A 26,088-nucleotide genomic window follows, 5' to 3' on the forward strand; every position below is an offset into this window, starting at 1 on the left:
CCACACCTGGCGCGCCGCCGCGTCCGACTACGCCGAGTCCACTATCCTGCTTCCCGCCCTCGAAGCCCTGCGCCGGGCCGCGCCGCATGCGCGGCTGGCCATCGTGGAGCTCGCGCCCGCCCGGCTCGCGCGCCAGGCGGAAGAGGGCATCGTCGACCTGGCGTTTCACATCCGTCAGAGCGCGCCGCCGGGCCTGCGCCAGAAACTGCTGTTCGAAGAGCGCTACGTGCTTGCCGGCCGCGCCGGCCATCCGCGCCTGAAACGCAGGCCGACCCGCGCGCAGTTCTGCAAGCTGGATCACGTTGTGGTGTCGCCCGAGGGCGGCGGCTTCCAGGGCCCCACGGACGCGGCGCTCGCCCGGCTGGACCTGCAGCGCCGCGTCGCCCTGTCGGTGCCGCACTTTCTGTTTCTCGCGGCCGTGCTGGCGCACACCGATCTGGTCGCCATGGCGCCGGAACGGCTGGTGCGCGGCAATCCCGCGCTATGCGTGGTGGAAGCGCCGGTGGAGGTGCCCGGCTTTCAAATGCTCATGCTCTGGCCCGAGCGCGTGCACCGGGATCCGGCGCACCAGTGGCTGCGCGATCACATCGCGCAAGCCTGCGCGTCCCGTAAAGGGGAAAAGGGCAGGCGCGGAACCGCGCCGGATGCCTAACGGTGCGCCGCGGCGGCTCCCGCGGGGGGCGAGGCGATGGCGGGCGTGGGCGAAGCCAGCGCCAGCATCGCCAGCAGCAGGGCCACGCCGACGGCGGCAGCGGCCTTGAGCAGGCGGTCATGCAGGGCTGGAGGCAAGCGCATGGTATGTCCCGGAGTTGGCGGCGAGGCTTCATTATGGGAACGGCAGCCGCCCGCGCCAACGAAGTTGTGGAAGTTAGATCAGAGCTTCACGTCATAAGGCCGCGCCCAGCCCGGCGCCCGGTTATCCGCCTGTGCGAAGCTTCTTTCAGGGTTGGCGCGCCCTAGCGCTGCATCCCCCAGCGCCGGACGGTCAGGCGTTCCAGCGTATTGAAGCCCAGCCCCTCCACCAGCAGGCCGATGATAACCACCGCGGCCAGGCCGGCGAAAACCCGGTCTGTGTACAGCTCGTTGCGGTTCTGGAAGATGTACCAGCCCAGCCCGCCCTGGCCGCTGGACGCGCCGAACACCAGCTCGGCGGCGATCAGCGTGCGCCAGGCGAATGCCCAGCCGATCTTCAGTCCGGCCAGGATGGCGGGCAGGGCGGCGGGCACCAGGATGTGGATAACGTAGCGCAGGCCCGTCAGCCCGTAATTGCGCCCCGCCATGCGCAGGGTGTCCGACACGCCCAGAAAGCCCGCATAGGTATTGAGCGCCAGGGGCCACAGCACCGAATGCACCAGCACGAAGACCAGGCTGCCCTGGCCCAGGCCGAACCACAGCAGGGCCAGGGGCAGCAGGGCAATCGCGGGCAGCGGATTGAACATGGCGGTCAGCGTGGCCAGCAGGTCGCGCCCCAGGCGCGTGGACACGGCCAGCGTCGTGAGCGCGAAGGCCAGCGCCACGCCTGCCAGATAGCCTTGCGCCAGCACGCGCAGCGACTGGCCGGCCCGCGCCGCGAGCTCGCCGCTGGCCAGCCCTTGCGCGAAGGCCCGCGCCGTCTGCCAGGCGCCCGGCAGCAGGAGATCGTTGTCCGCCACGCGGGCCGCGATTTCCCAGGCCAGCGCAAGCGCGAGCAGAATGAGCAGCCGGCGCAGGCCCGCGTGGCCCCACAGCCGTTCATGCCAGGGCAGGGGGGCCGGCGCGGCCAGCTCGGGCAGCTCCGGCAATTCATATTCGATGTCCGGACGTCCCGATGCCGGTTGAGCCAGTGACGACATGGACGCCTCCTCAGGCGGCGCGCCGCGCCAGGGGTGCGGCAGCCGGCTCGAACAACAGATCATGCACGCGCCGGACCGCGGACTGGAACGCGGCCGATCCCTGGCTGTGCATGCCGTAGGCATGGGCGTTGAGTTCCGCGCGCACGCGCCCGGGATGCGGCGACAAAAGCAGCACGCGGCTGCCCACCACCAGCGCTTCTTCGATCGAATGCGTGACGAACAGCAGCGTGAATTTCACTTCGTCCCAAAGCGCCAGCAGCTCTTCCTGCATGCGCCGGCGCGTCAGCGCGTCCAGGGCCGCGAACGGCTCGTCCATGAGCAGAATGCGCGGCTGCATGGCCAGCGCCCGCGCGATCGCCACGCGCTGCTTCATTCCGCCCGACAGCGTATGGGGATAAGCCTGTGCAAAAGCCGACAAGCCCACTTTTTCCAGATAGTGCGTGGCGCGTTCCCGAGCCTCGCGCCGGCCCAACCTGCGCGACGCCACCAGCGGAAACGCAACGTTCTCCAGCACGGTCTTCCATGGCGGCAGCTGGTCGAACTCCTGGAACACCACGATGCGGTCGGGCCCCGGGCCGCGCACCGCCTTGCCGTCCAGCTCGATGGCACCCAGCGCCGGCTTGATGAAGCCCGCGACGGCCTTGAGCAGCGTCGACTTTCCGCAGCCCGAAGGCCCCAGGAGTATGTAGCGTTCCGCGTCCAGCACGTCGAAACTCACCTCGTGCGTGGCGCGCACGCGCCGCTGCGGCGTCTTGTAGTCGATCGACACCTTATCCACACGCAGCAGCGGCGCGGGATTTCCACCGTTATCCACAGCCCGGGCGTTCGCTTCGCGCATATCAGCTTCCTTGCGCCGTCAACGCATCATCGAAGAAATAGTCGCGCCAGCTCGACGGCGCATTGCGGATCGCGCCCACCTTGTGCATGAACTCGGCCAGCAGAAAAGTGTTCTGCGGCTCCAGCTTGAACTGCACGTCCGGATTGCGGATGACCTTGACCAGGAAATCCCGCTCGAGCTTGGCGCCCGTCACCCGCAGATAGATATCGGCCGCCTGCTCGGGATGCGACGACGCGAACTCGGCCGCTTCCTTGAGCGCCGACTGGAAAGCCCGGTATGTCTTGGGATTCTCGCTGCGGAACTTCTCGGTGGCGAAAAGCACCGTAGAGCTGCTGGGGCCGCCCAGCACGTCATAGGAACTCAGTACGATGTGCGCCTGGGGGTTGGCGGCCAGCTCCTGTTCCTGGAACGGCGGATTGCCGAAATGGCCCGTTATCTCGGTGCCGCCCGAAATAATGGCGGCCGCTGCGTCCGGATGCGGCAGCGCCACCGATATCCGGTCCAGCTTGTTGTAGTGCTCGTTGCCCCAGAGCCTGGCCGACGCCAACTGCAGTACGCGCGACTGCACCGACACGCCCACCGCCGGCACGGCGATGCGGTCCTTGTCGGTAAAGTCCGCGATCGTCTTGACCTTGGGATTGTTGCTCACCAGGTAGTACGGAAAATTGCCCAGCGAGGCCACGCCCTTCACGTTCTGCTTGCCGCGCGTGCGGTCCCAGATCGTCAGCAGCGGACCCACGCCCGCGCCCGCGATATCCACTGCGCCGGAGAGCAGCGCCTCGTTGACGGCGGCGCCTCCCGACAGCTTGGCCCACTCCACCGAGATATCCACACCCTCGGCCTTGCCGTGCTTCTCGATCAGCTTCTGGTCGCGCGCCACATTGAGCAGCAGATACACGATGCCGTACTGTTCGGCAATGCGGATGCGGCCTTCGGCCAGGGCAGGCGAGGGCGCCGCCAATGCCAGCGCCAGCAGGGCCAGCGCCGCGCGCACGGCGCGATTACGAAGGGAGAAATGAATACGCATGGGTTTCCTTGAAAGTCAGCGGATCGGCGCGGCGCAAAAAAAAGCGCTCAGAAAGGCTTGTCGCCTTCGATGGTGGTGCGGTACAGCTTGCGGCGCAGATGATCCGGCGTGCCCGCCGCCAGGTGGATCAGCGAGCGGTTGTCCCAAAACACCAGGTCGTGCGGCTGCCAGCGGTGGCGGTAGATGTGCTCCGGCCGCACGCTGTGCGCGAACAGCGCCTCCAGGATCTGGCGGCTCTCGTCTTCCGGCAGGCCCTCTATGCGCGTCGTAAAGCCTTCGCTCACAAACAGGGCCCGTTTGCCGTTCTCCGGATGCGTACGCACCACCGGGTGCGACACCTCCTGCACCTGCGCCAACTGCCGTGCGCTCAGGTTCGGGCGCCAATTCCCCTGCTTCTGGAGCTGACCGTACTTCGCCAGATAGGAATGCACGGCCGTGCGGCCTTCGATCGCGCTGCGCAATGCGGGCGGCAGCGTGTCATAGGCCAGGTGCATGTTGGCGAACAGCGTATCGCCGCCTTCGGCCGGCAGCTCCTGCGCGTGCAGCAGCGAACCCAGGCTGGGCAGCGGCATGTACGAGATGTCGGAATGCCAGTACTTTCCCGCGTCGCCCAGCCCGATGGGTTTTCCATCCTCGACGATGTTCGACACCACCAGGATCTCCGGATGGCCCGGCAGGTGAAACTGGTGCAGCACGTGGATCATCAGCCTGCCGAACCGGCGGCTGAAATCGATGTGCTGCTGCGGAGTAATGCGCTGGTCGCGAAAGACCAGCAGATGATGATCCAGGTGCGCCTTGCGCACCCGCGCGAAATCTTCCGGGCTCAGCTCGCGGCCCAGGTCCAGGCCTATGATCTCCGCGCCCAGCGGTCCAGGCAGGGCGCGGATCTCGAACGACTGCGCGGGCGCCGCGAGGGGTTCCTCGTCTCGGCGCAGTACATTGCTTTGGGGCATCGGTCGCTCCTTTTGCGCTCGCGGCATGCGCGTGCGAATGTCGGGAAAGAACCGATTATGAAAAGCGCCACCCCCAATCTCAAACGAAGTTATCGGCTTGTCGACCAAGCTTCGTGTCATATAAGAAAGAATAAGGCCGCGGCGCCTTGCCGCGGCCTTATTCGCCCTGCATATAAGCAAAGACTCGCAAACGGCGGTTTCCCGGATCAGACCGCCGGCAGGTAGGCTTCCACCAGCTTCACCCAGTAGGTCGCGCCCACCGGCAGCAGCGCGTCGTTGAAATCGTAGTTCGGATTGTGTAGCTGGCACGGTCCCATGCCGTGATAGGTTTCGAGCCGGTGATCGCCGTCGCCATTGCCCAGGAACAGATACGCCCCCGGCACCTTTTCGAGATAAAAGGAGAAGTCTTCCGCGCCCATGAAGGGCGGCATGTCGCGCAGCACGTGCTGCGCGCCGAACGTCTGCTCGGCCACCCTGGCCGCGAACTCGGTTTCTTTTTCCCAGTTCACCAGCGGCGGATACGCGCGCACGAAATCCAGCTCGCCCGTGCCGCCGTATACCTGCGGCAGCGTCGTGGCGATGCGGCGCATGTCGGCCTCGATCTTGTCCAGCGTTTCCACGGTATACGTGCGCACCGTGCCGCGCAGCACCGCCTCGCCCGGAATCACGTTGTACGCATCGCCTGCGTGGATCTGCGTGATGGACAGCACGGCCTGCTCCAGCGGATTCTTGCTGCGGGAAATCACCGTCTGCAACGCATGCACCATATCGGCCGCCACGATGATCGGATCCACCGACGCATGCGGCTGCGCCGCGTGCCCGCCCACGCCGCGGATCACGATGTCCCAGCGGTTGCTCGAGGCCATGGTCGGCCCCGCCCGAAAGCCGAACTGGTTCACCGGCATGCCCGGCATATTGTGGATGCCGAACACCGCATCGCACGGAAAGCGCTCGAACAGGCCGTCCTCCATCATGGCGCGCGCGCCCGCGTTGCCGCCTTCCTCGGCCGGCTGGAAGATGAACACCACCGTGCCGTCGAAATTGCGATGCGTGGCCAGATACTGCGCCGCGCCCAGCAGCATGGTGGTGTGCCCGTCATGTCCACAGCCGTGCATGCGGCCGCTGACGGTGGACTTGTGCGCGAACAGGTTGTGCTCCGGCATCGGCAGCGCATCCATGTCCGCGCGCAAGCCTATCGTCTTCTTGCCGCTGCCCGCGCGCAGAACGCCCACCACCCCGGTTTTCCCCAGGCCCGTGTGGACTTCCAGCCCCCATTTGCGCAGCCGCTCGGCCACCAGCGCGGAAGTGCGGGTTTCGTTGAACGCCAGCTCGGGATGGGCATGGATGTCGCGGCGCAATTCGGTGAGCTCGCCGTGCGCGCGCTCGATTTCGGCAATAGTCTTCATGGCTGTGGATAAGTTGGGTGCGAGATGGTTCGTTTTAGCACGCGTGCCGGCGGCTGAACATCGTCCTGTTCAGCCGCCCCGGGCCAGTATCTTGTACAGATGCGAGCGCGCGATACCCAGTTTCTCGGCCGCCTTTTTCTTGTTGCCTCCCGTTTCCGCGACGGCGCGCAACACCGCGTGGTAGGCGAGCTCGTCGAGCCGGCCCGTCCGGACCGGCGCCGGCGCCGGTGGAATTTCCGCTTCTCCCGCGGCATTGCGCTCGAAGTCCTGCACGCGCAGTTCTTCCATGTCGCAGAACACCAGCGCTTCCTCCACGCGCTGGCGGAGCTGGCGGACGTTGCCGGGCCAATCGCGGTTGGCCAGGTAGCGGATGACGTCGCCGCTGATGCGCGGCACCGGCATGCCATTGCGGCGGCAGAAACCGTGCACGAAGTGCTGCAGGAGCTCGGGAATGTCCTCGCGCCGATGGCGCAGGGCAGGGATGCGCAGCACGACGCCGCTCAGGCGGTAATACAGATCCAGTCGGAATCGCTCGGCGTCGGCAACCGCATGCTCTCGCGGCGCACGATCGAGGCGGAAAGCCTGCTGCTGCATGGCGCTCTGCCTCATGAGGTCGATGGCGTCCTGACGCGGTTCGGCTTTCCAATGGGGCCGTTCGCCATGACCGACATGGCGGGCGTCGATGTGAACTGGCGCACCCGCAAGGCGCGCGGACTGCCGCTTGCCATCGCCGACGCGATCTGCGAAGCGGGACGCCTGGGCCAGAAGACCGGCAAAGGCTACTACCGCTACGCGCCAGGAAGCCGCGCGCCCATTCCCGATCCGCAAGTGCAAGCTCTCATCGAGGGCATCGCGCAGACCGCGGGCATCGAGCGGGAGTCTTTTTCCGATACCGAGATACGGGAACGGCTGCTGTACCCCATGATCAACGAAGGCGTGCGCATCCTCTCCGAAGGCGTCATCCGCCGCGCCAGCGACATCGATGTGGTATGGCGGTACGGGTACGGCTGGCCCGCGGCCAGCGTGGGGCCCATGCGCTACGCGGACGAGGCAGGGCTGGTCGCGGTCTGCGACGCACTGGATCGCATGGCGCGCAAGACAGGGCGAGAGTCGCTGGTGCCGCATCCCTTGCTGCGCGAACTGGCCGCAACAGGCCGCAGCCTGGCCGCGCAGCCGGTTCCGGAAAAAACGCCGATATCCTCCTGACGCCTCAAGCCCGTCCGCTCGCCGCTATGCCCCCATATCATTCAAATGACATGCACTCATATGCCCCGGCGCGATCTGCCTCAGCAGCGGCCGCTCCGCCTTGCAGCGCGGCATGGCATGCGGGCATCGCGGATGGAAGGCGCAGCCGGAGGGCGGATCCAGGGGCGAGGGCAGTTCGCCCTGGATGGGCTGATAGGCGCGGCGGCCCGTCGCGAGCGTGGGCAATTCCTTGAGCAGGGCCTGGGTATAGGGGTGGTTGGCGCGCAGGAATACGTCGTCCGTGGTCGCCAGCTCCACGATGCGGCCGAGGTACATGATGGCCACCCGGTCGGACACGTGGCTCACCACGCCCAGGTTGTGGCTGATGAACAGGTACGTCAGGTTCAGTTCTTCGCGCAGCCGGGCGAACAGGTTCAGCACCTGCGCCTGGATGGATACGTCCAATGCCGCCACGGCCTCGTCGCACACGATGACGGAGGGCTTGAGCGCCAGCGCCCGTGCGATGCCGATGCGCTGGCGCTGGCCGCCCGAGAACTGGTGCGGATAGCGCTGCGCGAAAGCGGGGTCCAGCCCCACCTGCCGCATCAGCGCGGCCACGTAATCGGCCTGCTCGCGCCGGGACACCAGCCTGTGCGCCACGGGCGCTTCGCCGACGATGTCGCGCACGCGCATGCGCGGATTGAGCGAGGCCTGGGGATCCTGGAAGATCATCTGCACGCCCAGTTCGTAGGCCCGCCGCTCGGGTCCGTGCATTTCCGCGACGGATACGCCGCGATAGCGCAGTTCGCCGGCCGTAGGCGGCAGAATGCCCGACACCACACGGCCCAGGGTGGACTTGCCGCAGCCGGACTCGCCCACGATGCCCAGCACTTCGCCGGGCCGGACTTCCAGGTCCACGCCGGCCACGGCATGCACCACCTGCGTGCGCAGCCCTGCCCCCAGCAGATTGGCGATGCGCGCCGCGAGGTCCAGCGGCTGCACGAAGCGCAGCTCGAGGCCGGAAAGCGCCAGGATGGGCATGTCGGATGTGCGTTCGGCGCTCATGGATTCCGCGGTCCTCCGGCATGCCAGCAGCGCACCCATTGCCCGGGCCGCACCTGTTCGGGCTGCGGCTCGGCCAGACAGGCGTCGGTCGCCCGCGGACATCGCCCGCGGAATGCACAGCCCCGGGGTAGATTCAGCAGGGAAGGCGTCATGCCGGGTATCTGCATGAGCGGCCGGCCCCGCGATTCCGGGGTGGGAATAGAGGCGATGAGTCCATGCGTATAAGGGTGCATGGGATGCCCGATGACGTCCGCGGTACTGCCCGTCTCGACCACGCGGCCGGCATACATCACGGCCACGCGGTCGGCCAGGCCGGCCACCACCGCCAGGTCGTGGGTGATCCAGATGAGCGCGGTGCCCGTCTCGCGGCAGAGTTTCTGCACCTCGAACAGAATCTGGCCCTGGATGGTCACGTCCAGCGCCGTCGTCGGCTCGTCAGCGATGATCAGGCGCGGCGAATTCAGCAGAGCGATGGCGATCGCCACGCGCTGGCGCATGCCGCCCGAGAGCTGGTGCGGGTAGGCGCGCAGGCGTTCCTCGGGCGCCGGAATGCCCACCATGGAAAGCGTCTGCAACGCCCGCTGGCGCGCCTGTTCGCGCGAGACGCGGGCATGGGCGCGCACGGCCTCGATCATCTGCGTGTCCACGCGCAGCACCGGATTGAGCGTCATCATCGGATCCTGGAAGATCATCGCGATGTCGCGTCCGCGCAAGGCGCGCCATTGCTCGGCCGACGCATGGCGCAGATCCTCGCCGTTGAAGCGGATCTCGCCGTCCACCACGCGGCCCGGCTCGTCGAGCAGCCCGATCAGCGAAAACCCCGTGATGCTCTTGCCGGAGCCCGACTCGCCCACCAACCCCAGGATCTCGCCGGGCGCGAGCGTGAGATCCACGCCATCCACCGCCTTGACCACGCCCGCACGGGTGAAGAAATGCGTCCTCAGCCCGCGCACTTCGAGAATGGGCGCGGCGCCAGACGGGTTTTCCACGGCATGCGCGTTCATCTTCCTCCCCCTCAGTTCACATTGCGCGGATTGAGCACGTCGCGCAGGTGATCGCCCACCAGGTTGATGGCGATAATGGCCAGCGCCAGCGCGATGCCCGGGAAGAAGGAAATCCAGTACTGTCCGGAAAGCAGGTACTCGAAGCCGTTGTAGATCAGCATGCCCAGCGAGGGCTCCGTCACCGGCACCCCCACGCCCAGAAAGGAGAGGGTGGCTTCCAGCGCGATGGCATGCGCCAGGTCGATAGTGGCGATGACGATGAGCGGCGGCATGCAATTGGGCAGCACGTGCCTGAACAGCACCCGCCCCCAGGACAGGGACATGCAGCGCGCCGCCTCCACGTATTCCTTGCCCCGCTCCACCAGCGCGGCGCCGCGGGCCGCCCGCGCGAAATACGCCCATTGCACGACAATGAGCGCGATGATCACCTTGTCCACACCCTTGCCCAGGATGGCCAGCAGTATCAGCGCCACCAGGATGGCCGGAAAGGAAAGCTGGATATCCACAATGCGCATCAGCAGCGCGTCGATGCGGCCGCCGAAATAAGCCGCGATCAGACCCACCGTCGCGCCGATGCCGAAGGCGGCCAGCACCGACACGCTGGCCACCAGCAGGCTGGTGCGCATGCCGTAGAGAATCGCCGAGAACAGATCGCGCGCCAGGCCGTCGGTGCCCAGCCAGTAGCGCATGGCGCCGTCGCCGCTCTCGCTGCCCGGCGGCAGCTTGGAGTCCAGGATGTCCAGCGAGGCGAGGTCGTAGGGATTCTGCGGCGCGATCCAGGGCGCCAGCAGCGCGGCGCCCACGACGACGACCAGCATCGCCAGCCCCAGCACCGCAAGCTTGCTGGCGAAGAAATCGCCGGCAACGCGGCGCCACGGCGGAACCTCGGGCGCGGCCGGCGCTTCGGCGGCGGGAACGGCGGGTTGGTTCATCGTCGGCTATCCAGGCGAACGCGGGGATCCAGCACCGTGTAGATGATGTCCACCACGAGATTCAGCATGACCAGGAAAAACACGATCAGCAGCAGATACGCCACCACCACCGGACGGTCCAGCGTGATGATGGAATCGATGAGCAGCTTGCCCATGCCGGGCCAGCGGAACACCGTTTCCGTCACCACCGCGAAGGCCATCACCTGACCGAATTCCAGCCCGGCCACGGTCACCACCGGAATCAGGATGTTCTTCAGCAGGTGCACGCCCAGCACCCGGCCTTCGGACAGGCCCTTGGCGCGCGCGAACTTGATGTAATCCATGGGCAGCGACTCCCGCGTGGCGGCGCGCGTCACGCGGATGATGACCGCGCTCTTGGCGAACGCAAGCGTGGCCGCGGGCAGCGCCAGGCTCTTCCAGCCGTCCAGCGTCAGCACACTGAGCTGCAGTCCGCCGATGTCCACCGTATCGCCCCGGCCGCCGGCCGGCACCCAGCCCAGCATCACCGCGAAAATCATGATGACCATGAGGCTGACCCAGAAATTGGGCAGGGAAAACCCCAGCACCGAGCCGGTCATGATGAGACGCGACGCCGGCGCCTTGGGCTTGAGCCCTGCCCGTATGCCCAGCGGCACCCCGATCAGCACCGACAGCAGCATGGCCACCGTGGCCAGTTCCACCGTGGCCGGCATGCGCTCCAGGATGAGCCGCATGGCCGGCTCGCCCGTGAGGAAACTATTGCCGAAATCGCCGCGCACCGCCTGGCTCATGAAAATCAGGTACTGCCGCCAGAGCGGCAGGTCCAGGCCCAGCGAGGCGCGGATGGCGGCGCGCTGCGCTTCCGTGGCTTCCGGGCTGGCCAGCATCGACACCGGATCGCCCACCATGTAGATGCCGACGAAGACCAGCGCCGACATGACGAGCATGACGACGATGGTCTGCAGCAGCCTTCTTACGATCGTCGCAAGCACGAATAAACGTCCGTCCCGCCTATTTCTTCAGCGTGGCATTGGCCGCCAGCGTGACCTGGTCGGGACGGCCCTCGTAGCGGATGTCGTTCTTCATTGCCCAGACCGACAGCTCGAAGTGGATGGGCAGCATGGCGTAATCGTCCATCGCCATATTGCTGGCCGTGGCCAGCATCTGCGCGCGCTTGGCGTCGTCCATGGTGGCCGAGGCTTCGCGCACCAGATCGTCCATCTTCGGATTCGAATAGCGGCTGCGGTTGGTCGTGCCTTCTCCCGCGTCGGGGTTGCGCGTCATGAGCAGCGAACGCAGCGGATTCGACATTTCGCCGCTGGTCGCCGACCAGCCGGCCAGGTAGGCAGAGAACTGGTAGCTGTCGCGGTTCTTGAAAAAGACCGGAGGCGCCATCGCGTCCACCGTGGTCTTCACCCCGACCCGCGTCCACATGGAGGCGATCGCCTGCGCCACCTTGGAATCGTTCACGTAGCGTCCCGACGGCGCCCCCAGCGTAATCGAGAAGCCATTCGGATAGCCGGCCTCCTTGAGCAGCGCCTTGGCCTTTTCCACGTCGGGCTTGGGCGCCTTGGAATGTTCCTTGGACGTGCCGAACATGGGATAGGGCAGCAGATTGCCGGCCGGCAGCGCCACGCCGCCCATCACACGGTCCACCAGCGCCTGGCGGTTGATCGCCATCGACAGCGCCTCGCGCACGCGCTTGTCCTTCAGCGGGTTCTTTTCCGTGCCCTGGATGCCCGGCGACGGCTCGGCATATTGGTCCAGCGCCACATACACCACGCGCACCGAAGGCGTTTCCTCCACGTGCAGCTTCTTGTCGGCCTTCAGCTTGGGCAGGTCGTCGGTGGGCGGATCCTCGATCAGGTCCACATCGCCCGCCAGCAGCGCCGCCACGCGCGCCGCCGCATTGGTAATGGGACGATAGATCACCTTGTCCCACACCGGCTTCTTGCCCCAGTAATTGTCATTGCGCGCCAGCACGAACTCCGCGCCGCGCTTCCACGACACGAACTTGTACGGCCCGGTGCCGACCAGGCCGTCGCCGCTGTTGAGCTCGGTGGTCGTCTTGCCTTCCGGCGCGGGCCCCGAGGCCGCCTTCTTCGACAGGATCGGAAGCTGCGCCAGGTTCACCAGCAGATTGGGCGCGAGCTGCTTGGTGGTAATGCGCACCGTCGTCGGGTCCACCGCCTCGGTCTTGGCCACGTCCGCGAGATACAGCGTGAAAGGCGAGGGGCTGTTGGGCACCTTCGGCACGCGATCGTACGTGAACACCACGTCTTCCGCGGTAAACGGCGTGCCGTCGGAGAACTTCACATTGGGCCGCAGCTTGAACGTCCAGACCTTGCCGTCCACCGTCCAGGACTCCGCCAGCGCCGGCACGGGCTTGAGCTGGGAATCCGTGGCCACCAGCGTATCGAAAATCGTCTGGGAGATCTGCGTGTTCGGCGTGAGGGCGTGATACTGCGGATCCATCGAAGACGGCTCCGTCTTCAATCCGATCACCAGATCGCGGGCCACGGCCGGACCCGCCGCGCCCCAGGCCATAGCCACTGCGGCTGCGCCACAGGCCACCACACGCGAAAACCGAGATGCCATTGTGATCTCCCTGGATGGTTTCGAATTGTGAAGCTGGGCCCACATTAACCACCAAACAAGGCACGGCGCAACCCGTTATATTCCCTTATTGTTATCACCCCTGATTCTGATCCGCCCCCTATGTCCGCCCAAGCCCCCATCGCCGCCATCGCCACTGCACCAGGCCGGGGAGGAATCGGCGTCGTGCGCGTCTCCGGGGCGGACCTCACCGGGCTGGTTCGGCGCCTCTTCCAGCGCGACCTCGCCCCGCGCCACGCCTACTACCTGCCGTTCAGGAACGACGCGGGAGAACTGCTGGACGAAGGCATCGCGCTCTATTTCCGCGCCCCGCATTCCTACACGGGCGAAGACGTGCTCGAACTCCAGGGCCACGGCGGCCCCGCCGTGTTGCGCCGCGTGCTTGAACACTGCCTGGCCGCCGGCCGCGACCTCGGCATCCGGCTCGCCGAGCCCGGCGAATTCACCCGCCGGGCATTCCTCAACGACCGCATGGACCTCGCCCAGGCCGAGGCCGTCGCCGACCTCATCGACGCCTCCTCCGCCGCCGCGGCCCGCGGCGCCGTGGCCTCGCTCTCCGGCGAATTCTCCCGCCGCGTCAATGCGCTTTCCGAGCGCATCATCCACCTGCGCATGCTGGTCGAGGCCACCCTGGACTTTCCCGAGGAAGAAATCGACTTCCTCGAAAAATACCAGGCCCGCCCCACGCTGGACGCGCTCGCCGCCGACCTCGGCCACCTCATCGCCCAGGCCCGCCAGGGCGTCATCCTGCGCGAGGGCCTGCACGTCGTCCTGGCCGGGCAGCCCAACGTCGGCAAATCCAGCCTGCTCAACGCGCTGGCCGGCGACGACATCGCCATCGTCACCCCCATCGCCGGCACCACCCGCGACAAGGTCGTCCAGGAAATCCACATCGACGGCGTGCCGCTGCACATCGTCGACACCGCCGGCCTGCGCGACACCGACGACACCGTCGAAAGCATCGGCATCGCCCGCACCTGGCAGGAAATCGAACGCGCCGACCTCATCCTGCACCTGCAGGACGCCACCCAGCCCGGCGGCGAGCTCGACGCCCAGATCACCGCCCGCCTGCCGGCTCACACCCCCGTGCTCAAGGTCTATAACAAGATCGACCTCTTATCCACATCATTATCCACACCCTTTTCCCCAGGGCCGGGCGAGCTCGGCATCTCCGCCAAGAGCGGCCAGGGCCTGGACGCCCTGCGCGCCGAACTCCTCAAAATCGCCGGCTGGAACCCCGGCGCCGAATCCCCCTGGCTCGCCCGCGAACGCCACCTCCTCGCCCTGCGCCAGGCCGCCGAGCACCTGGACATCGCCGCCGAACACGCCAGTCAGGACGACCGCGTGCTCGACCTCTTCGCCGAAGAGCTTCGGCTCGCCCATGAAAGCCTGTCGGCGATCACGGGGAAATTCACCAGCGATGATTTGCTGGGGGAGATTTTTTCGAGTTTCTGCATCGGGAAGTAATGCCCAACCCATGCCCGCCCGCATCCGCCCCGCCGCCGCCGACGTTCCCGCCATCGAGGGGCTCGTGGCCGAAGCCTATGGCCCCTGCGTCGCCAGCCTCGGCGTGGAACCGGGGCCCCTGCACGACGACTATGCAGCGCGGGTGAAAGCCGGGCAGGCTCATGTGCTGGAAATGGAACCGGGCACGATCTCCGGACTGCGTTTGATGCACAGACGCGCAGGATAAAAAGCGATTATTTACTCATACCAAGCGTTTGCTCGCAATTTATCAGCCCTGCGGCTCCGCGCGTAGAACCGGCTTTTCGGCTTACCACGCCCCCCGCGAGAACTGCCGCGCGCCGAACTTTTCCCGCGCGCGGCGGTTGCTGGCCAGGGATTTCTCATATACCGACGCGGGGCGGATCTGGCGCGCGATGACGTAGCCGGTGATGCAGGCCAGCATCAGCGGCAGCATGACTTCGTAGCTCAGCGTCATTTCGAAGATCATGAGTATGGACATGAGAGGCGCATAGGTGGTGGCGGCGAGCAGCGCCCCCATGCCAACCACGGCGTAGCTGGACACGGCCGACAGGTCGCCGGTGGGAAGCAGGGCGTGCAGGCCCATGGCGTACAACGCGCCCAGCGCCGCGCCTACGAACAGGGTGGGGGTGAACACACCGCCGACCGCGCCGGAGCCGGCGCTGGCGCCGGTGGCGATGATTTTCAGCACCAGGATGGCGGCCACGGCCTGCCAGGCCCAGTCGGTGTGCAGCATGCTGTTGACCACGCTGTAGCCATTGCCCCAGACCTCGGGGTTGTAGACCGAGATGGCTCCCACGATCAGGCCGCCCAGCGCCATGCGCGCCCACAACGGAAAGGGCAATCTGTGGAAGAGGGCGCGGGCGAAGTCCAGGAACCGCAGGAATTGCGGGGCGACCAGGCCGGCGATGAGGCCCAGGCCCAGGTAGTTCACCACTTCCCAGCCCGAGACGAAATCGAAGGGCGGCATGTGGAAGACGGCGTCGTAATGCAGGATCTGGCGTGTGACGATGTTGGCGACCACGGAAGAAACGATCAACGGGACCAAGGTCACGGACGAGATCGCGCCATAGACGATTTCCGAGATGAAGATCGCGCCGGCGATGGGCGCGTTGTAGGCGGAGGTGATGCCGGCGGTGGCGCCGCAGGCGACCAGCAGGCGCAGGTGGCGGGGCGGCAGGATGAGGAACCTGCCGCAGAGCGAGGAAAACATGGCGGCCAGCTGCACCATGGGGCCTTCGCGGCCGATGGATGCGCCCGACCCGATCGAGAAGAGCGAGGAGAGGCTGCGCGCCACGGTCTGCCGGAACCCGATGACGCCGCGGCCCACGGAAATGGCTTCCATATAGTCGGCCGCGCCGCGCCGCGGCAGCCACCGGGCGGCGGATTGCAGGATCAGGCCCGCGATCACGCCCCCGATGGCGGGCAGCAGCAGGCGCTCCCAGGGCCCGAAGTTGCGGGCCAGCTGCACCATGCCATGCGCCTCTCCGCTGCCGCCCAGCAGGATCTGCCCCCAGGCCAGCATTTCGCGGAATACCACGGTGGCCAGGGCGCCCAACAAGCCCATCACGGCGGCGGCGCACAGCGTGACCGGCAGGTTGTCGGCCAGGAGGCGGGTGCGCAGCCACAGCACCCAGAGCGGTTTTCGGATTCGGATTTGTGTAGGCATGGCCGGAATTCTAAGGCCAGACCCTGCCGCGCATGCGCCGGTTTTCACCCGGGCGGCAACCCCCGCCGCCCGCGCCGGCAAGCCGCAACATGGCGCCGGAAAGCGGCTAAACCCATGGCGCGCCCTGTGGATAACTACTAGGGCGGCCAGTTGTGCACAGCTTGTGGAGGCAAGTTGAACAAGCAGGCATTTTGACCCGGGTCCAAAATCTTGTTCAACTTCGGCCTTTTCCCCACACAGAGTTCTTGCACAGCGAATTTCGGCCGCAAGCTTATGAAAAAAAACGGGTTTTCAGGGTTAAGGTAGTTATCCACAGCCCTTATTAATCATTAGTCTTTATATACAGAGAAATAAAGGGAAAAGACAAACATGCTCTCCCATCCCAGCCATCCACACCCCGGGGAACCCCGCCCATGCGTATCCTGCTGATCGAAGACGAAGCCGAACTTGCCCGCTGGCTTTCGCGCAGCCTGGCCCGGCACGCGGGCTTCGTTGTGGAATGGGCAGATGACGGGCTGCTGGCCGAAAGAAGATTGGCCATGGAAGAATTCGATGCCGTCATCCTGGATCTGGGACTGCCCGGCATGGATGGCCATTCTTTGCTGGCGAAGATTCGCGCGCGGGACGACCGTACGCCGGTGCTGGTCCTGACCGCGCGCGATTCGCTGGCCGAACGGATCGGAACCCTTCATGAAGCGCGGACGACTTCCTGCCCAAACCTTTTGTCCTGGAAGAATTGGAGGCGCGGCTGATCGCCCTTATCCGGCGCAGCCGCGGCAGGGAGCACCCGCGGCTCACCCTGGGCAACCTCGTTTTCGATACGGCCGGGCAAAAATTCACGGTGCGCGGCGTGCCCTTGCAGTTGTCGCCACGCGAGCATTCGGTACTGCGCGTGCTCATCCAGAAGAGCGGCGAACCCATCAATAAACAGCAGATTCTCGACCGCATCGTGACGGACGACGCCGACATCAACCTGGAGGCCATCGAAGTGGCAGTCCACCGTCTGCGCAAGAAGCTGGCCGATACCGGGGTACAAATCGTGACGATGCGAGGCATGGGTTACAGCCTGGAGAACGCTGTTGAAAACCCGTAGTCCGGAAAAAAAGCGCGCGCGCACCCTCAAGACCCAGCTTCTGTGGTGGCTGATTCCCACCCTGGTGCTGCTCATGGCTGCGGCGCTCTGGCTGTCGAACCAGCAACTGCGCAACCAGGTCGACATGGCCTACGACCGCTCACTTGCCGGAGCGCTGCGCGCCATCGACCACAACATATCCACAGCCAGCGGCGGCCTGGCCATGGAGCAGCCCTACCTGATGCTGGAATTTTTCGAGCTCACGGCCAACGGCAACGTGTATTACCGGGTAGCGACCGAGGACGGGCTGGCCGAGATCGGCAGCCCGGGCCTGCCGCTGCCCAGCCGCCCGCTGGTGTCGGGCGAACCCCAGTTCTTCGATTCCACTTACCTGGGCACGCCGGTGCGGGTGGCGGCGCTGGCGCGGCCGATGGATCCGCCGCTCTACGCCAATAAAGGGGGCCGGGTAATAGTACAGGTGGCGGAGGGGCTGGAAACCCGGGACGCGTTCATCAACCGGGCGTTGTGGCGCTCGGTGGAGCGCGACGTAGCCATGATCGTCATCAGCGTGCTCGCGGTGATTTTGGGCGTCTTCATGGCCTTGCGCCCCCTGGAGCGGCTGCGCGAGGAGGTGGAAGGGCGCTCCTCGGACGATTTAAGCCCTGTCAGCGCGTTTGACATGCCGGGTGAGGTCCTGCCCCTCATCTCGGCCATCAATCGCCACATGGACCGTTTTGCGGCCCAGGCGAGGGTCCAGCGGCAGTTCCTGGACGACGCCTCGCACCAATTGCGCACGCCTTTATCGGTTTTGCGGACCCAGACCGCCTACGCCCTGCGCGAAACCGACCCCCAGGAGGTCCGTACGGCCCTCCTGGCGATGCAGGAGGGCCTGGACAGGGCCGTGCGCACCACCAACCAGATGCTGGCCCTGGCGCGCGCCAAGGACGCTTCCATGACCGAAGGCGGCTTTACCCCCGAACCGGTGGACCTGTCCGAGCTGGCGGACGCGGTGATCCGTACCCATTTGCCATCCATCCGGGCCAGGCAGGTGGATCTGGGGCTGGAAGGCGCGGACAGCCCCGTGATCGTGAGCGGGGCGGAATGGCTGTTGCGGGAAGCGGTCAGCAATCTGGTGGACAACGCCATCCGCTATACCCCGGAAGGCGGCGAGGTGACGGTGCGGGTCGAGTCCGGGCCGGGCCGGGCATGTCGGCCCAGGATATCGCCCAGGCCTGCGTCCGCTTCCGCCGGGGCGCCTCGGGCAAGAACAAGTCCGGCGCCGGCCTGGGCCTGGCCATCGTGGGAACGATATGCCAGATACTCGGCGCCGAACTGATGCTGGAAAACCGCCAGCCCGGTCCCGGGCTGCGCGCGGCCCTGGTGTTTACCCTAGGATCGGAACCGGATATTGCAACGCATCAGAAAATCGGCATGGCTTGAAAGGGTTTGGAAAGCTTCGATTCGGTACGGTTGCGTCCGCCGGGCATGGGCGCGCAATGCGCCTCCCGTTCAGAAAACCGATAATTGGAGACCGCAGGAATGCAGACCAGCCTGAAGTTTCGCCTTGCCGCCATCGCGGCGCTGGGCGCCCTCTCCCTGTCCGTGGGAGCCGCCAGGGCCGCGGACGAGCCCCGCCGTCCCGAATGTATCGCCCCGGCGCAGCCGGGCGGCGGCTTCGACCTCACCTGCCGCCTGGCCACGGAGGGCCTCAAGCATAGCGGCGCCCTCAAGAGCGCCATGCGCATCGTCTACATGCCTGGCGGCATCGGGGCGGTGGCCTACAACAACATCGTGGCCCAGCACCCCAACGAGCCGGGCACCATCGTGGCGTTCTCGGGCGGCTCGCTGCTGAACCTCGCTCAGGGCAAATTCGGCAAGTACAACGTCAATGACGTGCGCTGGCTGGCGGGCATCGGCAGCGACTACGGCGTGGCCGTGGTGCGCAACGATTCGCCCTATACCGACCTGAAGAGCCTCATGGAAGCCTTCAAGCAGGATCCCACCAAGATCGTGCTGGGCGCCGGCGGCACCGTGGGCAGCCAGGACTGGATGAAGGCCGCGCTGACCGCCAAGGCGGCCGGGGTGGATTTCAAGAAAATGCGTTTTGTTGCCTTCGAGGGCGGCGGCGAGGCCGTCACCGCGCTGCGCGGCGGACACATCCAGGCTTACATGGGCGATGCGGCCGAGGCTTTCACCATGCTCGAAGGCGGCGCGCCGATCCGCGTGCTGGCGGTGTTCAACAACGAGCGCCTGCCGGGCAAGCTGGCCTCGGTGCCCACGGCCAAGGAACAGGGCTACGACATCGTCTGGCCTATCATCCGCGGCTTCTACGTGGGGCCGCAGGTGTCCGATGCCGACTACAAGTTCTGGGTCGATGCGTTCAACAAGGCCCTGGCGTCGCCCGAATTCGCCAAGCTGCGCGAACAGCAGGGCCTGTTCCCCTTTGACAAGACCGGCCCCGAGCTCGACGCCTACGTGAAAGACCAGGTCAAGCAGTACACCGAGCTGGCCGAATCCTTCGGGCTGGTCCGCAAGTAAGCGCCTGCGGGCGTATCTACCGCAACGATCGCGTCCCGGGAGGACGCCCCGCCCGCCGGCCCAGCGCCGGCGGAGGGCGGCGGCCAGGTCGCGGTCCTGCAATCACGGAAGAAAGACCATGAACGATCGGATACTGGGCATCGCCGCGCTCGCGCTGGCTGCCTTCATGACCTGGGCCGGCTGGGACATCGAGGCGCCCTTTGCCTACGAACCCGTGGGGCCGCGCGCCTTTCCGCTGCTCATCGCATTGATTATCGGCCTGTGCGGCCTGCGGCTCGCCTACAAGGGCGGCAATGCGGTCGAGCCCAATCCGGCCGGGGCGAACAGCCGCATCGCCATGATGGTGCTGTACGCGGTGGCCTATGCATTCCTGTTCCAGTGGCTGGGCTTCGTTATTGCGACGCTGGTGATGACGATCTTCGTGGGCCGCCTGTTCGGCGGCGGCTGGATCAAGTGCGCCGTGGGCGGCGCCATCATGAGCGTGTTCTTTTTCCTGCTGTTCGACAAAGTGCTGGACGTGGTCCTGCCGGGTGGTCTTCTGGAGAACCTGATATGAGCGGCATTCTCGATCATCTTTCTGTTGGGTTCGGGGTCGCGTTCACCTGGACCAACCTGCTGGTGGCCGCCGTCGGGTCGTTCTTCGGCACCATGGTCGGCGTGCTGCCGGGCCTGGGGCCGATCAATGGCGTGGCCATGCTGATTCCCATCGCGTTCGCCATGAACCTGCCGCCTGAGACGGCGCTCATCCTGCTGGCGGCGGTGTATGTCGGGGCCGAATACGGCGGCCGCATCACGTCGATCCTGCTCAACGTGCCGGGCGAAGCCAGCGCCATCATGACCACGCTGGATGGCTATCCGCTGGCGCGCCAGGGGCTGGCCAGCGTGGCGCTGTCGCTGTCGGCCTGGTCGGCATTCTTCGGCGCCATCGTGTCGGTAGTGGGCATCATTGTGCTGGCTCCGTTGCTGGCGCGCTGGGCGCTGGCGTTCGGCCCGGCCGAGTACTTCGTGCTGATGGTCTTCGCCTTCTGCTGCCTGACCAGCCTGCTCGGCAAGCAGCCCGTCAAGGGCGTGCTGGCCGCCATGATCGGACTGGGCATTTCGGTGGTGGGCGTGGACGCCAACTCCGGTGTGTACCGCTACACCTTCGACTCCGTGCACCTGGCCGACGGCATCGACTTCGTGGTGGTGGTCATCGGCCTGTTCGCGGTGGCCGAAATGCTGGAAATGCTGGAGAAGGTCATGGCCGGGCACAGCGTCGAGGTCAAGCCCAGCGGCCGCAAGATCTTCAACCTGAAGGAATTGGCGCTCACCTGGTGGAGCGTGGTGCGCAGCGCCTTCGTAGGCTTTGGCGTCGGCGTGCTGCCGGGGGCGGGGGCCAGCGTGGCCGCCGCGGTGGCGTATTCGCAGGAAAAGCGCATCATCGAGGCCAAGGATCCGGAAGCCAAGTTCGGCAAGGGCGACATGCGCGGCCTGGTCGCGCCGGAAGCCGCGGCTACCGCTTCGGCCATCGGTTCCTTCGTGCCCATGCTGACGCTGGGCGTGCCGGGCTCCGGCACCACCGCGGTGATGATGGGGGCGCTGACGCTCTACAACATCACTCCCGGGCCGGTCCTGTTCGACGCCAAGCCCGAGCTGGTGTGGGGCCTCATCGCATCGCTCTTCGTGGCCAACGTGCTGCTCTTCATCATGAACGTGCCCATGGTACGCGTATTCGCCAAGGTGCTGTCGGTGCCGGGCTGGCTCATGGTGCCGGGCATTCTGTGCATCAGCTACATCGGGGTGTACGCCATCAATGCCGGCTCGTTCGACCTGCTGCTGGTGGCGGGCATCGGCACACTGGGGTACTTCCTGCGCAAGCTGGGCGTGCCCATGGCGCCCATGGTGCTCGGCGTGGTGCTGGGCGACATGATGGAGCAGAACCTGCGCCGGGCGTTGTCCATGACGGACGGCAATGTTTCCGTGCTGTTCGGCAGTCCGGTGGCCGTGGGCCTGTGGATCGCCGCCGCGCTGGTCGTGCTGGTGCCGCAACTGATGCGGCGCCTGCGCCGGCAGAAGGTGGTTGCCGCCGCCTGACCGCGGCGTGCGCAAAACGCAAGGGGCGCAGGCTCGGGCCGCGCCCCTTTTTCTTTGCCGGCCGATGGCGCGCCGCTACACTGGGCTTTTTCTCCGAGCCGTGCGAGGTCTTCATGCAGATCCTGCGCATCGTCGCCAACCTTCCCGTCGCGGACCCGGCTTCGGTCGACGCGTTCTACGGAAAACTCCTGGGACTGGATGTCGTCATGGACCACGGATGGCTACGCACCTATGCGGCAGCGGCATCCATGCGGGTGCAGTTGAGTTTCGCCAGCGAAGGCGGTTCCGGCACGCCGGTTCCGGACCTTTCCATCGAAGTCGACGACTTGCAGGCGGCGCTGGACCGGGCGCGCAAGGCGGGCATTGCGGTCGAATACGGTCCCGTCTCGGAACCCTGGGGCGTGCGGCGCTTCTACGTCCGCGACCCGGCTGGAAATCTGGTCAACATCCTCCAGCACGCGCAACGGGAGTAAGTGTCGGGCTAAAAATATGAGCCAATACTCATATGAGTATTGGCTCATATCTAGCCAGGCGGCGACTGTCGTATGGCCATGTGGATGCGGCTTGGCCGGGCCTGGACAGGCGTCAAACCCGAGCCAGATTCTCCAGCGCGGTGTCCAGCGTTTCGTCTTTCTTGGCGAAGCAGAATCGCACCAGGCCGTGGTTGGATTCCGCCGCATCGGGCTGCCGGTAGAACGCGGACACCGGAATCACCGTCACGCCATGGTTGATGGTGAGGTCGCGCGCGAAGTCGGCTTCGTTCTGGCGCGAAATATCGCTGTAATCGGCCAGCAGAAAGAAGGTGCCCGGGCTGGGCAGCGGGCGAAAACGCGTGCGCGCCAAGCCCTGGGCGAGATGGTCGCGCTTGGCCTGGTAGAAGGCGGGCAGGTCGAGGTACGGCTGCGGATCTTCCATGTATTGCGCGAGCGCATACTGCATGGGAGAGGGCACGGTGAACACCATGAACTGGTGCACTTTACGCAGCTCCGCGCTGAGCTGGCGCGCAGCGCAGCAATAGCCGATTTTCCAGCCCGTGGTGTGATACGTCTTGCCGAAGGACGAGATGACGAAGGCATGCTCGGCCAGCAGCGGGCGGCGGGAGACGCTGGCGTGCGGCTTGCCGTCGAACACGATGTGCTCGTAGACCTCGTCGGACACCAGCAGCACGCCGGTGTCGCGCACGATGGTTTCCAGCGCGTCCAGGTCGGATTCGTCGAGCACGGCGCCGGTGGGATTGTGGGGGAAGTTCAGCATCAGCAGGCGGGTGCGCGAGGTGATGGCGTCGCGCACGCGCTGCCAGTCGATGCGGTAATAGGGATCGTCGCGCGTGGGCGCGCGCAGCGGCACCGGCACGGCGGTGCCGCCCGCCAGGCGGATGGCGGGCAGGTAGGAGTCGTAGCAGGGCTCGATGACGACGACTTCATCGCCGCTGTTCACCGCGGCCAGCACGGTGGCCATCAGGGCCTCGGTAGCGCCGCTGGTCACGGTGATTTCCGTTTCGGGATCGTAGGCATGGCCGTACAGATTGCGCACCTTGGCGGCAATGGCTTCGCGCAGCGGCGCGACGCCGGGCATGTAGGGATACTGGTTGTGGCCCTGGGCCATGGCCTGGGTCACCAGGGCGCACAACGCCGGATCGGGATCGAAATCGGGAAAGCCCTGGCCCAGGTTGATGGCCTTGTGCTCGATGGCCAGGCGGCTCATGACGGTGAAGATAGTGGTGCCTACGTCGGGAAGTTTGGATCGGATCATGGTCGGCGCTTATGGAAACGCGGGATGCGGCTGAAGTTTCCGTAAGTATCCCACTAACTCATAATTCGTTTTTTCATGAGCTTATCGGCTCGCGTGGAAGTCAACGTGGCGCAACGGCGGATGTACGAGAGAGTAGGGGGCGGGTTCCTGATTGCGCTTGCGGGCGCGCTGGCGGCGGTGTGGATCCACATGCCTTTGCCCTGGATGCTGGGCGCGCTGCTGGCCACGGCGGCCACCCGGATCTCCGGCGTGGGCACGGCGTGTCCGCGGGTGGCGCGCAACGCGGGGCAATGGGTCATCGGCACCTCGCTCGGGCTTTACTTCACGCCGCAGGTCGTGGGCCACATCGGCGTCAATGCCGGCTCCATCGCGGTGGGCATGCTGTTCGCGCTGGGGTTGGCTTTCCTGGGGACGGCGCTGCTGCTGCGCTTCACCGACGCGGACTTCAAGACGGCATGGTTCGCCTCGGCCATCGGCGGCGCAAGCGAGATGGCCAATCTGGCGGAGCGGCATGGCGCGCGCATTGACCGGGTCGCCACCGCGCACAGCGTGCGCGTGCTGCTGGTGGTGGTGGCGGTGCCGTTCGTTTTCCAGTGGTGGGGCGTGACAGGCATCGATCCCACCATTCCCGGACCACGCGCCGTCGACGCAGCGGGCCTGTCTTTGCTGGTGGCGCTTACCAGCGTTGCCGGCATGCTGTTCATGCGATGGAATCTTCCCAATCCCTGGGTGCTCGGGCCCATGTTCGCGGCCATGGCCCTGACGGCCAACGACGTGGAATTGTCCGCCTTGCCCGAGTATGTGCCCAAGGCCGGCCAGCTTCTCATCGGCTGGTCTTTGGGAGATAGGTACCGTCCCGATTTCTTTCGCGCCGCTCCCCGTTTTATTGCTGTGGTGGCGGCCTACACCGTGCTCGCCCTGGCGCTGGCTTTCGGGCTGGGCGCATTGCTGTCGCTCTGGTCCGCGGCTCCCGCGCCCACGCTGATCCTGGGCACCACGCCCGGCGGCATCGCCGAAATGGCCATCACGGCTAAAGTGCTGCAGCTTGGCGTGCCCATCGTGACGGCTTTTCACGTGACGCGCATGGTGTTCGTGGTGCTGGTGACGGGGCCGGTCTACGCCCTGCTGCAGAAGCGCAGGATTGCGGCCCGCGAGTGAAAAAAAACGACATTGGGGAAAACAACTATATGACTCGGTAATGCGGCGTGAGTATGCTGGTCGCGCAGTTGATTCAAGCAGCGCGCGGACTGGCTCTGCTGCCGAGCGGTTCTGCCAGGACGCAGTAGCAACGCAGGTAACCCTACCCGTCGTTCAGTTCTCCCGGCGTCCTTGATTCATTGCATTTCGTGTTATTTACAGGACGCTAGAGAAAATGGCTCAGAAGGGCAAAGTTAAGTGGTTCAACGCTGACAAGGGCTACGGCTTCATTACGCCGGATGCGGGCGGAACCGATGTTTTCGCACACTTTTCCGCTATCCAGGGCCGCGGCTACCGCAGCCTGAACGAGGGTCAGGAAGTCGAATTCGAAGTCAAGGATGGTCCGAAAGGACCTCAAGCGGCCGACATTCGCCCGCTCTAAATCGGGAAATCCCAATTTCCCGTCAGCCAGGCCTGGTCCTGGCCACAACGCCCCAAGATCGGCAACGGTCTGGGGCGTTGTTTCATTCCGGCCTCTTTATCACTGTCCGGTGGCCGCGCCCGACCTGTCCATGCGCGGCATAGGAGGCTGCAGCGCGTGGGGCATGGGGTGCATCAGGCGCACCATTTCCTGGCGGTTTTTTCAAGGCCGGTAACCAGGCTTCAACAGGCTCGCCTGGCCGAGCGTAAGCACGCACTAACGCCGATCCTGTGCAGCGGCAAAAACCGGCCCAACCTCTGGATAACTTTGTGGATAATTTTCGCTGAACTTTGCTTCGCCCCAGGGGAGAGGACGAGATTCCGGGCGGGGCCGGTGGCTGCGGGAGGGGAGTTTTGCACAATTTTGGCGAGTGGCGTTACGGCAGCGCAGAGCCGCCGGCGGGCTTGTTGCGCGTTGCGGCCAGGTCGCCCGAATCGGCCCGCCAGGGCCGAGTTTTCATAGGGAAAATCGGCTTTTTCAGGCTTCGGCACAGGCATCCGGAAGGACCGGCAACGGCTGGGCGCAGGAGCGCCGTGAGCGGCGCGTAGGGGTCTTGACGGGGGTATTGTTCACAAAGATATCCCCAAGCGTTTTCTGCACAGAATTAAGCCCTGGATGGCTCGAACAGGATGGTTCAGCCTGTGGATAGAAATGGGGATACGTCTAGCCTTGCCTGGGGTGTCTCGGGCGTGGATGGGGGTTCCCCATGAAATGCAGCGATACAGCCTGCGGCTTAATGAGATCCGCAGGGACGAATTTGCGTCGCTCGCTGGCATGCGCCGGAAAGGCAGGGTGAAACCGGGAAGTCGGCTTATCCACAATGACTGGTGGAAAAGTCATGCGGCGGCTCAGCCATATGGATGATGGCGCGGCCAGGTTGGCGGGCGCACCATATTGAACGGTTTTGGAACGCATATAGCGGAGGGAATGAGGATTCGTCATTCGACTCGCTATCCTGCCGATAGTTCCGGTCGATTATGACGATAGCGAGACACGTAGCGTGTTCGCCTTCCCGCCCAGCAGCTGTTAGCGCCGGTGTAATAC

The 26,088-nt window shown here is 65.7% G+C and carries 24 protein-coding genes and 2 pseudogenes; 12 read left to right on the forward strand and 14 right to left on the reverse strand.

Going from position 1 to position 26,088, the window contains the following annotated elements; genetic code table 11:
* Positions 1-652, forward strand: a 652-nt coding sequence (locus AD428_RS04925; protein WP_053244387.1) for a LysR substrate-binding domain-containing protein, incomplete at its 5' end; no start/stop codon positions are given.
* Here AD428_RS04925 and AD428_RS26995 read toward each other — a convergent pair.
* From AD428_RS26995 to AD428_RS29275, 7 genes are all read right to left on the reverse strand, one after another.
* Positions 649-795 carry a hypothetical protein gene (locus tag AD428_RS26995; RefSeq protein ID WP_200907997.1) on the reverse strand — a complete coding sequence of 49 codons (147 nt, stop codon included), beginning with the start codon at positions 793-795 and terminating at the stop codon, positions 649-651. The genes AD428_RS04925 and AD428_RS26995 overlap by 4 nt on opposite strands.
* Before the next feature lie 161 nt (positions 796-956).
* Positions 957-1,832: an ABC transporter permease gene (locus tag AD428_RS04930; RefSeq protein WP_053244388.1), complete on the reverse strand. Its 876-nt coding sequence runs from the start codon at positions 1,830-1,832 to the stop codon at positions 957-959.
* Positions 1,833-1,842: 10 nt separating this feature from the next.
* Positions 1,843-2,670: an ABC transporter ATP-binding protein gene (locus AD428_RS04935; RefSeq protein ID WP_053244389.1), complete on the reverse strand. Its 828-nt coding sequence runs from the start codon at positions 2,668-2,670 to the stop codon at positions 1,843-1,845.
* Between the two features lies 1 nt (position 2,671).
* The gene (locus tag AD428_RS04940) at positions 2,672-3,697 is read right to left on the reverse strand and encodes an ABC transporter substrate-binding protein (RefSeq protein WP_053244390.1); all 1,026 of its coding nucleotides are present in this window, start codon (positions 3,695-3,697) and stop codon (positions 2,672-2,674) included.
* Positions 3,698-3,744: 47 nt separating this feature from the next.
* Complete coding sequence (locus AD428_RS04945) at positions 3,745-4,650, reverse strand: TauD/TfdA dioxygenase family protein (protein WP_053244391.1); 906 nt, start codon at positions 4,648-4,650, stop codon at positions 3,745-3,747.
* 206 nt (positions 4,651-4,856) lie between these two features.
* Entirely contained in the window at positions 4,857-6,056 is a 1,200-nt protein-coding gene (locus tag AD428_RS04950; protein WP_053244392.1) for a M20 aminoacylase family protein, read from the reverse strand.
* Between the two features lie 69 nt (positions 6,057-6,125).
* The gene (locus tag AD428_RS29275) at positions 6,126-6,665 is read right to left on the reverse strand and encodes a helix-turn-helix domain-containing protein (protein WP_082308265.1); all 540 of its coding nucleotides are present in this window, start codon (positions 6,663-6,665) and stop codon (positions 6,126-6,128) included.
* Between AD428_RS29275 and AD428_RS29280 the strand changes: the two genes are divergently transcribed.
* Positions 6,606-7,262, forward strand: a complete 657-nt coding sequence (locus AD428_RS29280; protein ID WP_053244394.1) for a 3-hydroxyacyl-CoA dehydrogenase family protein — start codon at positions 6,606-6,608, stop codon at positions 7,260-7,262. The genes AD428_RS29275 and AD428_RS29280 overlap by 60 nt on opposite strands.
* A 24-nt stretch (positions 7,263-7,286) precedes the next feature.
* Here the strand turns inward: AD428_RS29280 and AD428_RS04965 are convergent, their stop codons facing one another.
* Genes AD428_RS04965 through AD428_RS04985 form a run of 5 tightly spaced genes read right to left on the reverse strand, consistent with a single transcriptional unit; the run spans position 7,287 to position 12,819 of the window.
* A complete protein-coding gene (locus AD428_RS04965; RefSeq protein WP_053244395.1) occupies positions 7,287-8,306 on the reverse strand; it encodes an ABC transporter ATP-binding protein in 1,020 nt (339 codons plus the stop codon).
* The gene (locus AD428_RS04970) at positions 8,303-9,310 is read right to left on the reverse strand and encodes an ABC transporter ATP-binding protein (RefSeq protein WP_053244396.1); all 1,008 of its coding nucleotides are present in this window, start codon (positions 9,308-9,310) and stop codon (positions 8,303-8,305) included. The genes AD428_RS04965 and AD428_RS04970 overlap by 4 nt, the downstream gene beginning before the upstream one ends.
* An 11-nt stretch (positions 9,311-9,321) precedes the next feature.
* Entirely contained in the window at positions 9,322-10,242 is a 921-nt protein-coding gene (locus AD428_RS04975) for an ABC transporter permease (protein WP_053244397.1), read from the reverse strand.
* A complete protein-coding gene (locus AD428_RS04980) occupies positions 10,239-11,213 on the reverse strand; it encodes an ABC transporter permease (protein WP_053244398.1) in 975 nt (324 codons plus the stop codon). The genes AD428_RS04975 and AD428_RS04980 overlap by 4 nt, the downstream gene beginning before the upstream one ends.
* A gap of 19 nt (positions 11,214-11,232) precedes the next feature.
* Positions 11,233-12,819: an ABC transporter substrate-binding protein gene (locus AD428_RS04985; protein WP_053244399.1), complete on the reverse strand. Its 1,587-nt coding sequence runs from the start codon at positions 12,817-12,819 to the stop codon at positions 11,233-11,235.
* Between the two features lie 120 nt (positions 12,820-12,939).
* Between AD428_RS04985 and mnmE the strand changes: the two genes are divergently transcribed.
* The gene (mnmE, locus tag AD428_RS04990) at positions 12,940-14,304 is read left to right on the forward strand and encodes a tRNA uridine-5-carboxymethylaminomethyl(34) synthesis GTPase MnmE (protein ID WP_053244400.1); all 1,365 of its coding nucleotides are present in this window, start codon (positions 12,940-12,942) and stop codon (positions 14,302-14,304) included.
* A gap of 10 nt (positions 14,305-14,314) precedes the next feature.
* Positions 14,315-14,530 (forward strand): hypothetical protein, encoded by a 216-nt coding sequence (locus AD428_RS04995; protein ID WP_053244401.1) that lies wholly within the window; start codon positions 14,315-14,317, stop codon positions 14,528-14,530.
* Between the two features lie 81 nt (positions 14,531-14,611).
* On the opposite strand, the gene AD428_RS05000 is transcribed toward AD428_RS04995, so the two are convergent.
* Positions 14,612-15,991: a ClcB-like voltage-gated chloride channel protein gene (locus AD428_RS05000; RefSeq protein WP_053244402.1), complete on the reverse strand. Its 1,380-nt coding sequence runs from the start codon at positions 15,989-15,991 to the stop codon at positions 14,612-14,614.
* 413 nt (positions 15,992-16,404) lie between these two features.
* Here AD428_RS05000 and AD428_RS05005 point away from each other — a divergent pair.
* The 6 genes and pseudogenes from AD428_RS05005 to AD428_RS05030 all read left to right on the forward strand — a co-directional run bounded on the left by AD428_RS05005 (position 16,405) and on the right by AD428_RS05030 (position 22,147).
* A pseudogene (locus tag AD428_RS05005) lies at positions 16,405-17,084 on the forward strand (response regulator).
* A pseudogene (locus AD428_RS05010) lies at positions 17,071-18,503 on the forward strand (sensor histidine kinase). Before AD428_RS05005 ends, AD428_RS05010 begins: the two co-directional pseudogenes overlap by 14 nt.
* 99 nt (positions 18,504-18,602) lie before the next feature.
* Positions 18,603-19,601 (forward strand): Bug family tripartite tricarboxylate transporter substrate binding protein, encoded by a 999-nt coding sequence (locus AD428_RS05015; RefSeq protein ID WP_053244403.1) that lies wholly within the window; start codon positions 18,603-18,605, stop codon positions 19,599-19,601.
* 118 nt (positions 19,602-19,719) lie between these two features.
* On the forward strand, positions 19,720-20,157 hold the full coding sequence (locus AD428_RS05020; RefSeq protein ID WP_053244404.1) for a tripartite tricarboxylate transporter TctB family protein: 438 nt from the start codon (positions 19,720-19,722) through the stop codon (positions 20,155-20,157).
* On the forward strand, positions 20,154-21,674 hold the full coding sequence (locus tag AD428_RS05025; protein ID WP_053244405.1) for a tripartite tricarboxylate transporter permease: 1,521 nt from the start codon (positions 20,154-20,156) through the stop codon (positions 21,672-21,674). Before AD428_RS05020 ends, AD428_RS05025 begins: the two co-directional genes overlap by 4 nt.
* A gap of 113 nt (positions 21,675-21,787) precedes the next feature.
* Positions 21,788-22,147 (forward strand): VOC family protein, encoded by a 360-nt coding sequence (locus tag AD428_RS05030; protein ID WP_053244406.1) that lies wholly within the window; start codon positions 21,788-21,790, stop codon positions 22,145-22,147.
* Positions 22,148-22,259: 112 nt separating this feature from the next.
* Here AD428_RS05030 and AD428_RS05035 read toward each other — a convergent pair whose 3' ends face one another.
* The gene (locus tag AD428_RS05035) at positions 22,260-23,426 is read right to left on the reverse strand and encodes a pyridoxal phosphate-dependent aminotransferase (RefSeq protein ID WP_053244407.1); all 1,167 of its coding nucleotides are present in this window, start codon (positions 23,424-23,426) and stop codon (positions 22,260-22,262) included.
* Between the two features lie 120 nt (positions 23,427-23,546).
* Between AD428_RS05035 and AD428_RS05040 the strand changes: the two genes are divergently transcribed.
* Positions 23,547-24,584 (forward strand): AbrB family transcriptional regulator, encoded by a 1,038-nt coding sequence (locus AD428_RS05040; protein ID WP_053244409.1) that lies wholly within the window; start codon positions 23,547-23,549, stop codon positions 24,582-24,584.
* Positions 24,585-24,798: 214 nt separating this feature from the next.
* Positions 24,799-25,005: a cold-shock protein gene (locus tag AD428_RS05045; RefSeq protein WP_053244408.1), complete on the forward strand. Its 207-nt coding sequence runs from the start codon at positions 24,799-24,801 to the stop codon at positions 25,003-25,005.
* The last annotated feature ends 1,083 nt before the right edge of the window (positions 25,006-26,088 follow it).

The organism is Achromobacter sp. DMS1, assembly GCF_001270295.1.

Bases quoted from the DNA above. Each gene is read 5' to 3' on its own strand.
- AD428_RS26995 (WP_200907997.1), bottom strand. From the start codon at position 795: ATGCGCTTGCCTCCAGCCCTGCATGACCGCCTGCTCAAGGCCGCTGCC.
- AD428_RS04930 (WP_053244388.1), bottom strand. From the start codon at position 1,832: ATGTCGTCACTGGCTCAACCGGCATCGGGACGTCCGGACATCGAATAT.
- AD428_RS04935 (WP_053244389.1), bottom strand. From the start codon at position 2,670: ATGCGCGAAGCGAACGCCCGGGCTGTGGATAACGGTGGAAATCCCGCG.
- AD428_RS04940 (WP_053244390.1), bottom strand. From the start codon at position 3,697: ATGCGTATTCATTTCTCCCTTCGTAATCGCGCCGTGCGCGCGGCGCTG.
- AD428_RS04945 (WP_053244391.1), bottom strand. From the start codon at position 4,650: ATGCCCCAAAGCAATGTACTGCGCCGAGACGAGGAACCCCTCGCGGCG.
- AD428_RS04950 (WP_053244392.1), bottom strand. From the start codon at position 6,056: ATGAAGACTATTGCCGAAATCGAGCGCGCGCACGGCGAGCTCACCGAA.
- AD428_RS29280 (WP_053244394.1), top strand. From the start codon at position 6,606: ATGCTCTCGCGGCGCACGATCGAGGCGGAAAGCCTGCTGCTGCATGGC.
- AD428_RS29275 (WP_082308265.1), bottom strand. From the start codon at position 6,665: ATGAGGCAGAGCGCCATGCAGCAGCAGGCTTTCCGCCTCGATCGTGCG.
- AD428_RS04965 (WP_053244395.1), bottom strand. From the start codon at position 8,306: ATGAGCGCCGAACGCACATCCGACATGCCCATCCTGGCGCTTTCCGGC.
- AD428_RS04970 (WP_053244396.1), bottom strand. From the start codon at position 9,310: ATGAACGCGCATGCCGTGGAAAACCCGTCTGGCGCCGCGCCCATTCTC.
- AD428_RS04975 (WP_053244397.1), bottom strand. From the start codon at position 10,242: ATGAACCAACCCGCCGTTCCCGCCGCCGAAGCGCCGGCCGCGCCCGAG.
- AD428_RS04985 (WP_053244399.1), bottom strand. From the start codon at position 12,819: ATGGCATCTCGGTTTTCGCGTGTGGTGGCCTGTGGCGCAGCCGCAGTG.
- mnmE (WP_053244400.1), top strand. From the start codon at position 12,940: ATGTCCGCCCAAGCCCCCATCGCCGCCATCGCCACTGCACCAGGCCGG.
- AD428_RS04995 (WP_053244401.1), top strand. From the start codon at position 14,315: ATGCCCGCCCGCATCCGCCCCGCCGCCGCCGACGTTCCCGCCATCGAG.
- AD428_RS05000 (WP_053244402.1), bottom strand. From the start codon at position 15,991: ATGCCTACACAAATCCGAATCCGAAAACCGCTCTGGGTGCTGTGGCTG.
- AD428_RS05015 (WP_053244403.1), top strand. From the start codon at position 18,603: ATGCAGACCAGCCTGAAGTTTCGCCTTGCCGCCATCGCGGCGCTGGGC.
- AD428_RS05020 (WP_053244404.1), top strand. From the start codon at position 19,720: ATGAACGATCGGATACTGGGCATCGCCGCGCTCGCGCTGGCTGCCTTC.
- AD428_RS05025 (WP_053244405.1), top strand. From the start codon at position 20,154: ATGAGCGGCATTCTCGATCATCTTTCTGTTGGGTTCGGGGTCGCGTTC.
- AD428_RS05030 (WP_053244406.1), top strand. From the start codon at position 21,788: ATGCAGATCCTGCGCATCGTCGCCAACCTTCCCGTCGCGGACCCGGCT.
- AD428_RS05035 (WP_053244407.1), bottom strand. From the start codon at position 23,426: ATGATCCGATCCAAACTTCCCGACGTAGGCACCACTATCTTCACCGTC.
- AD428_RS05040 (WP_053244409.1), top strand. From the start codon at position 23,547: ATGTACGAGAGAGTAGGGGGCGGGTTCCTGATTGCGCTTGCGGGCGCG.
- AD428_RS05045 (WP_053244408.1), top strand. From the start codon at position 24,799: ATGGCTCAGAAGGGCAAAGTTAAGTGGTTCAACGCTGACAAGGGCTAC.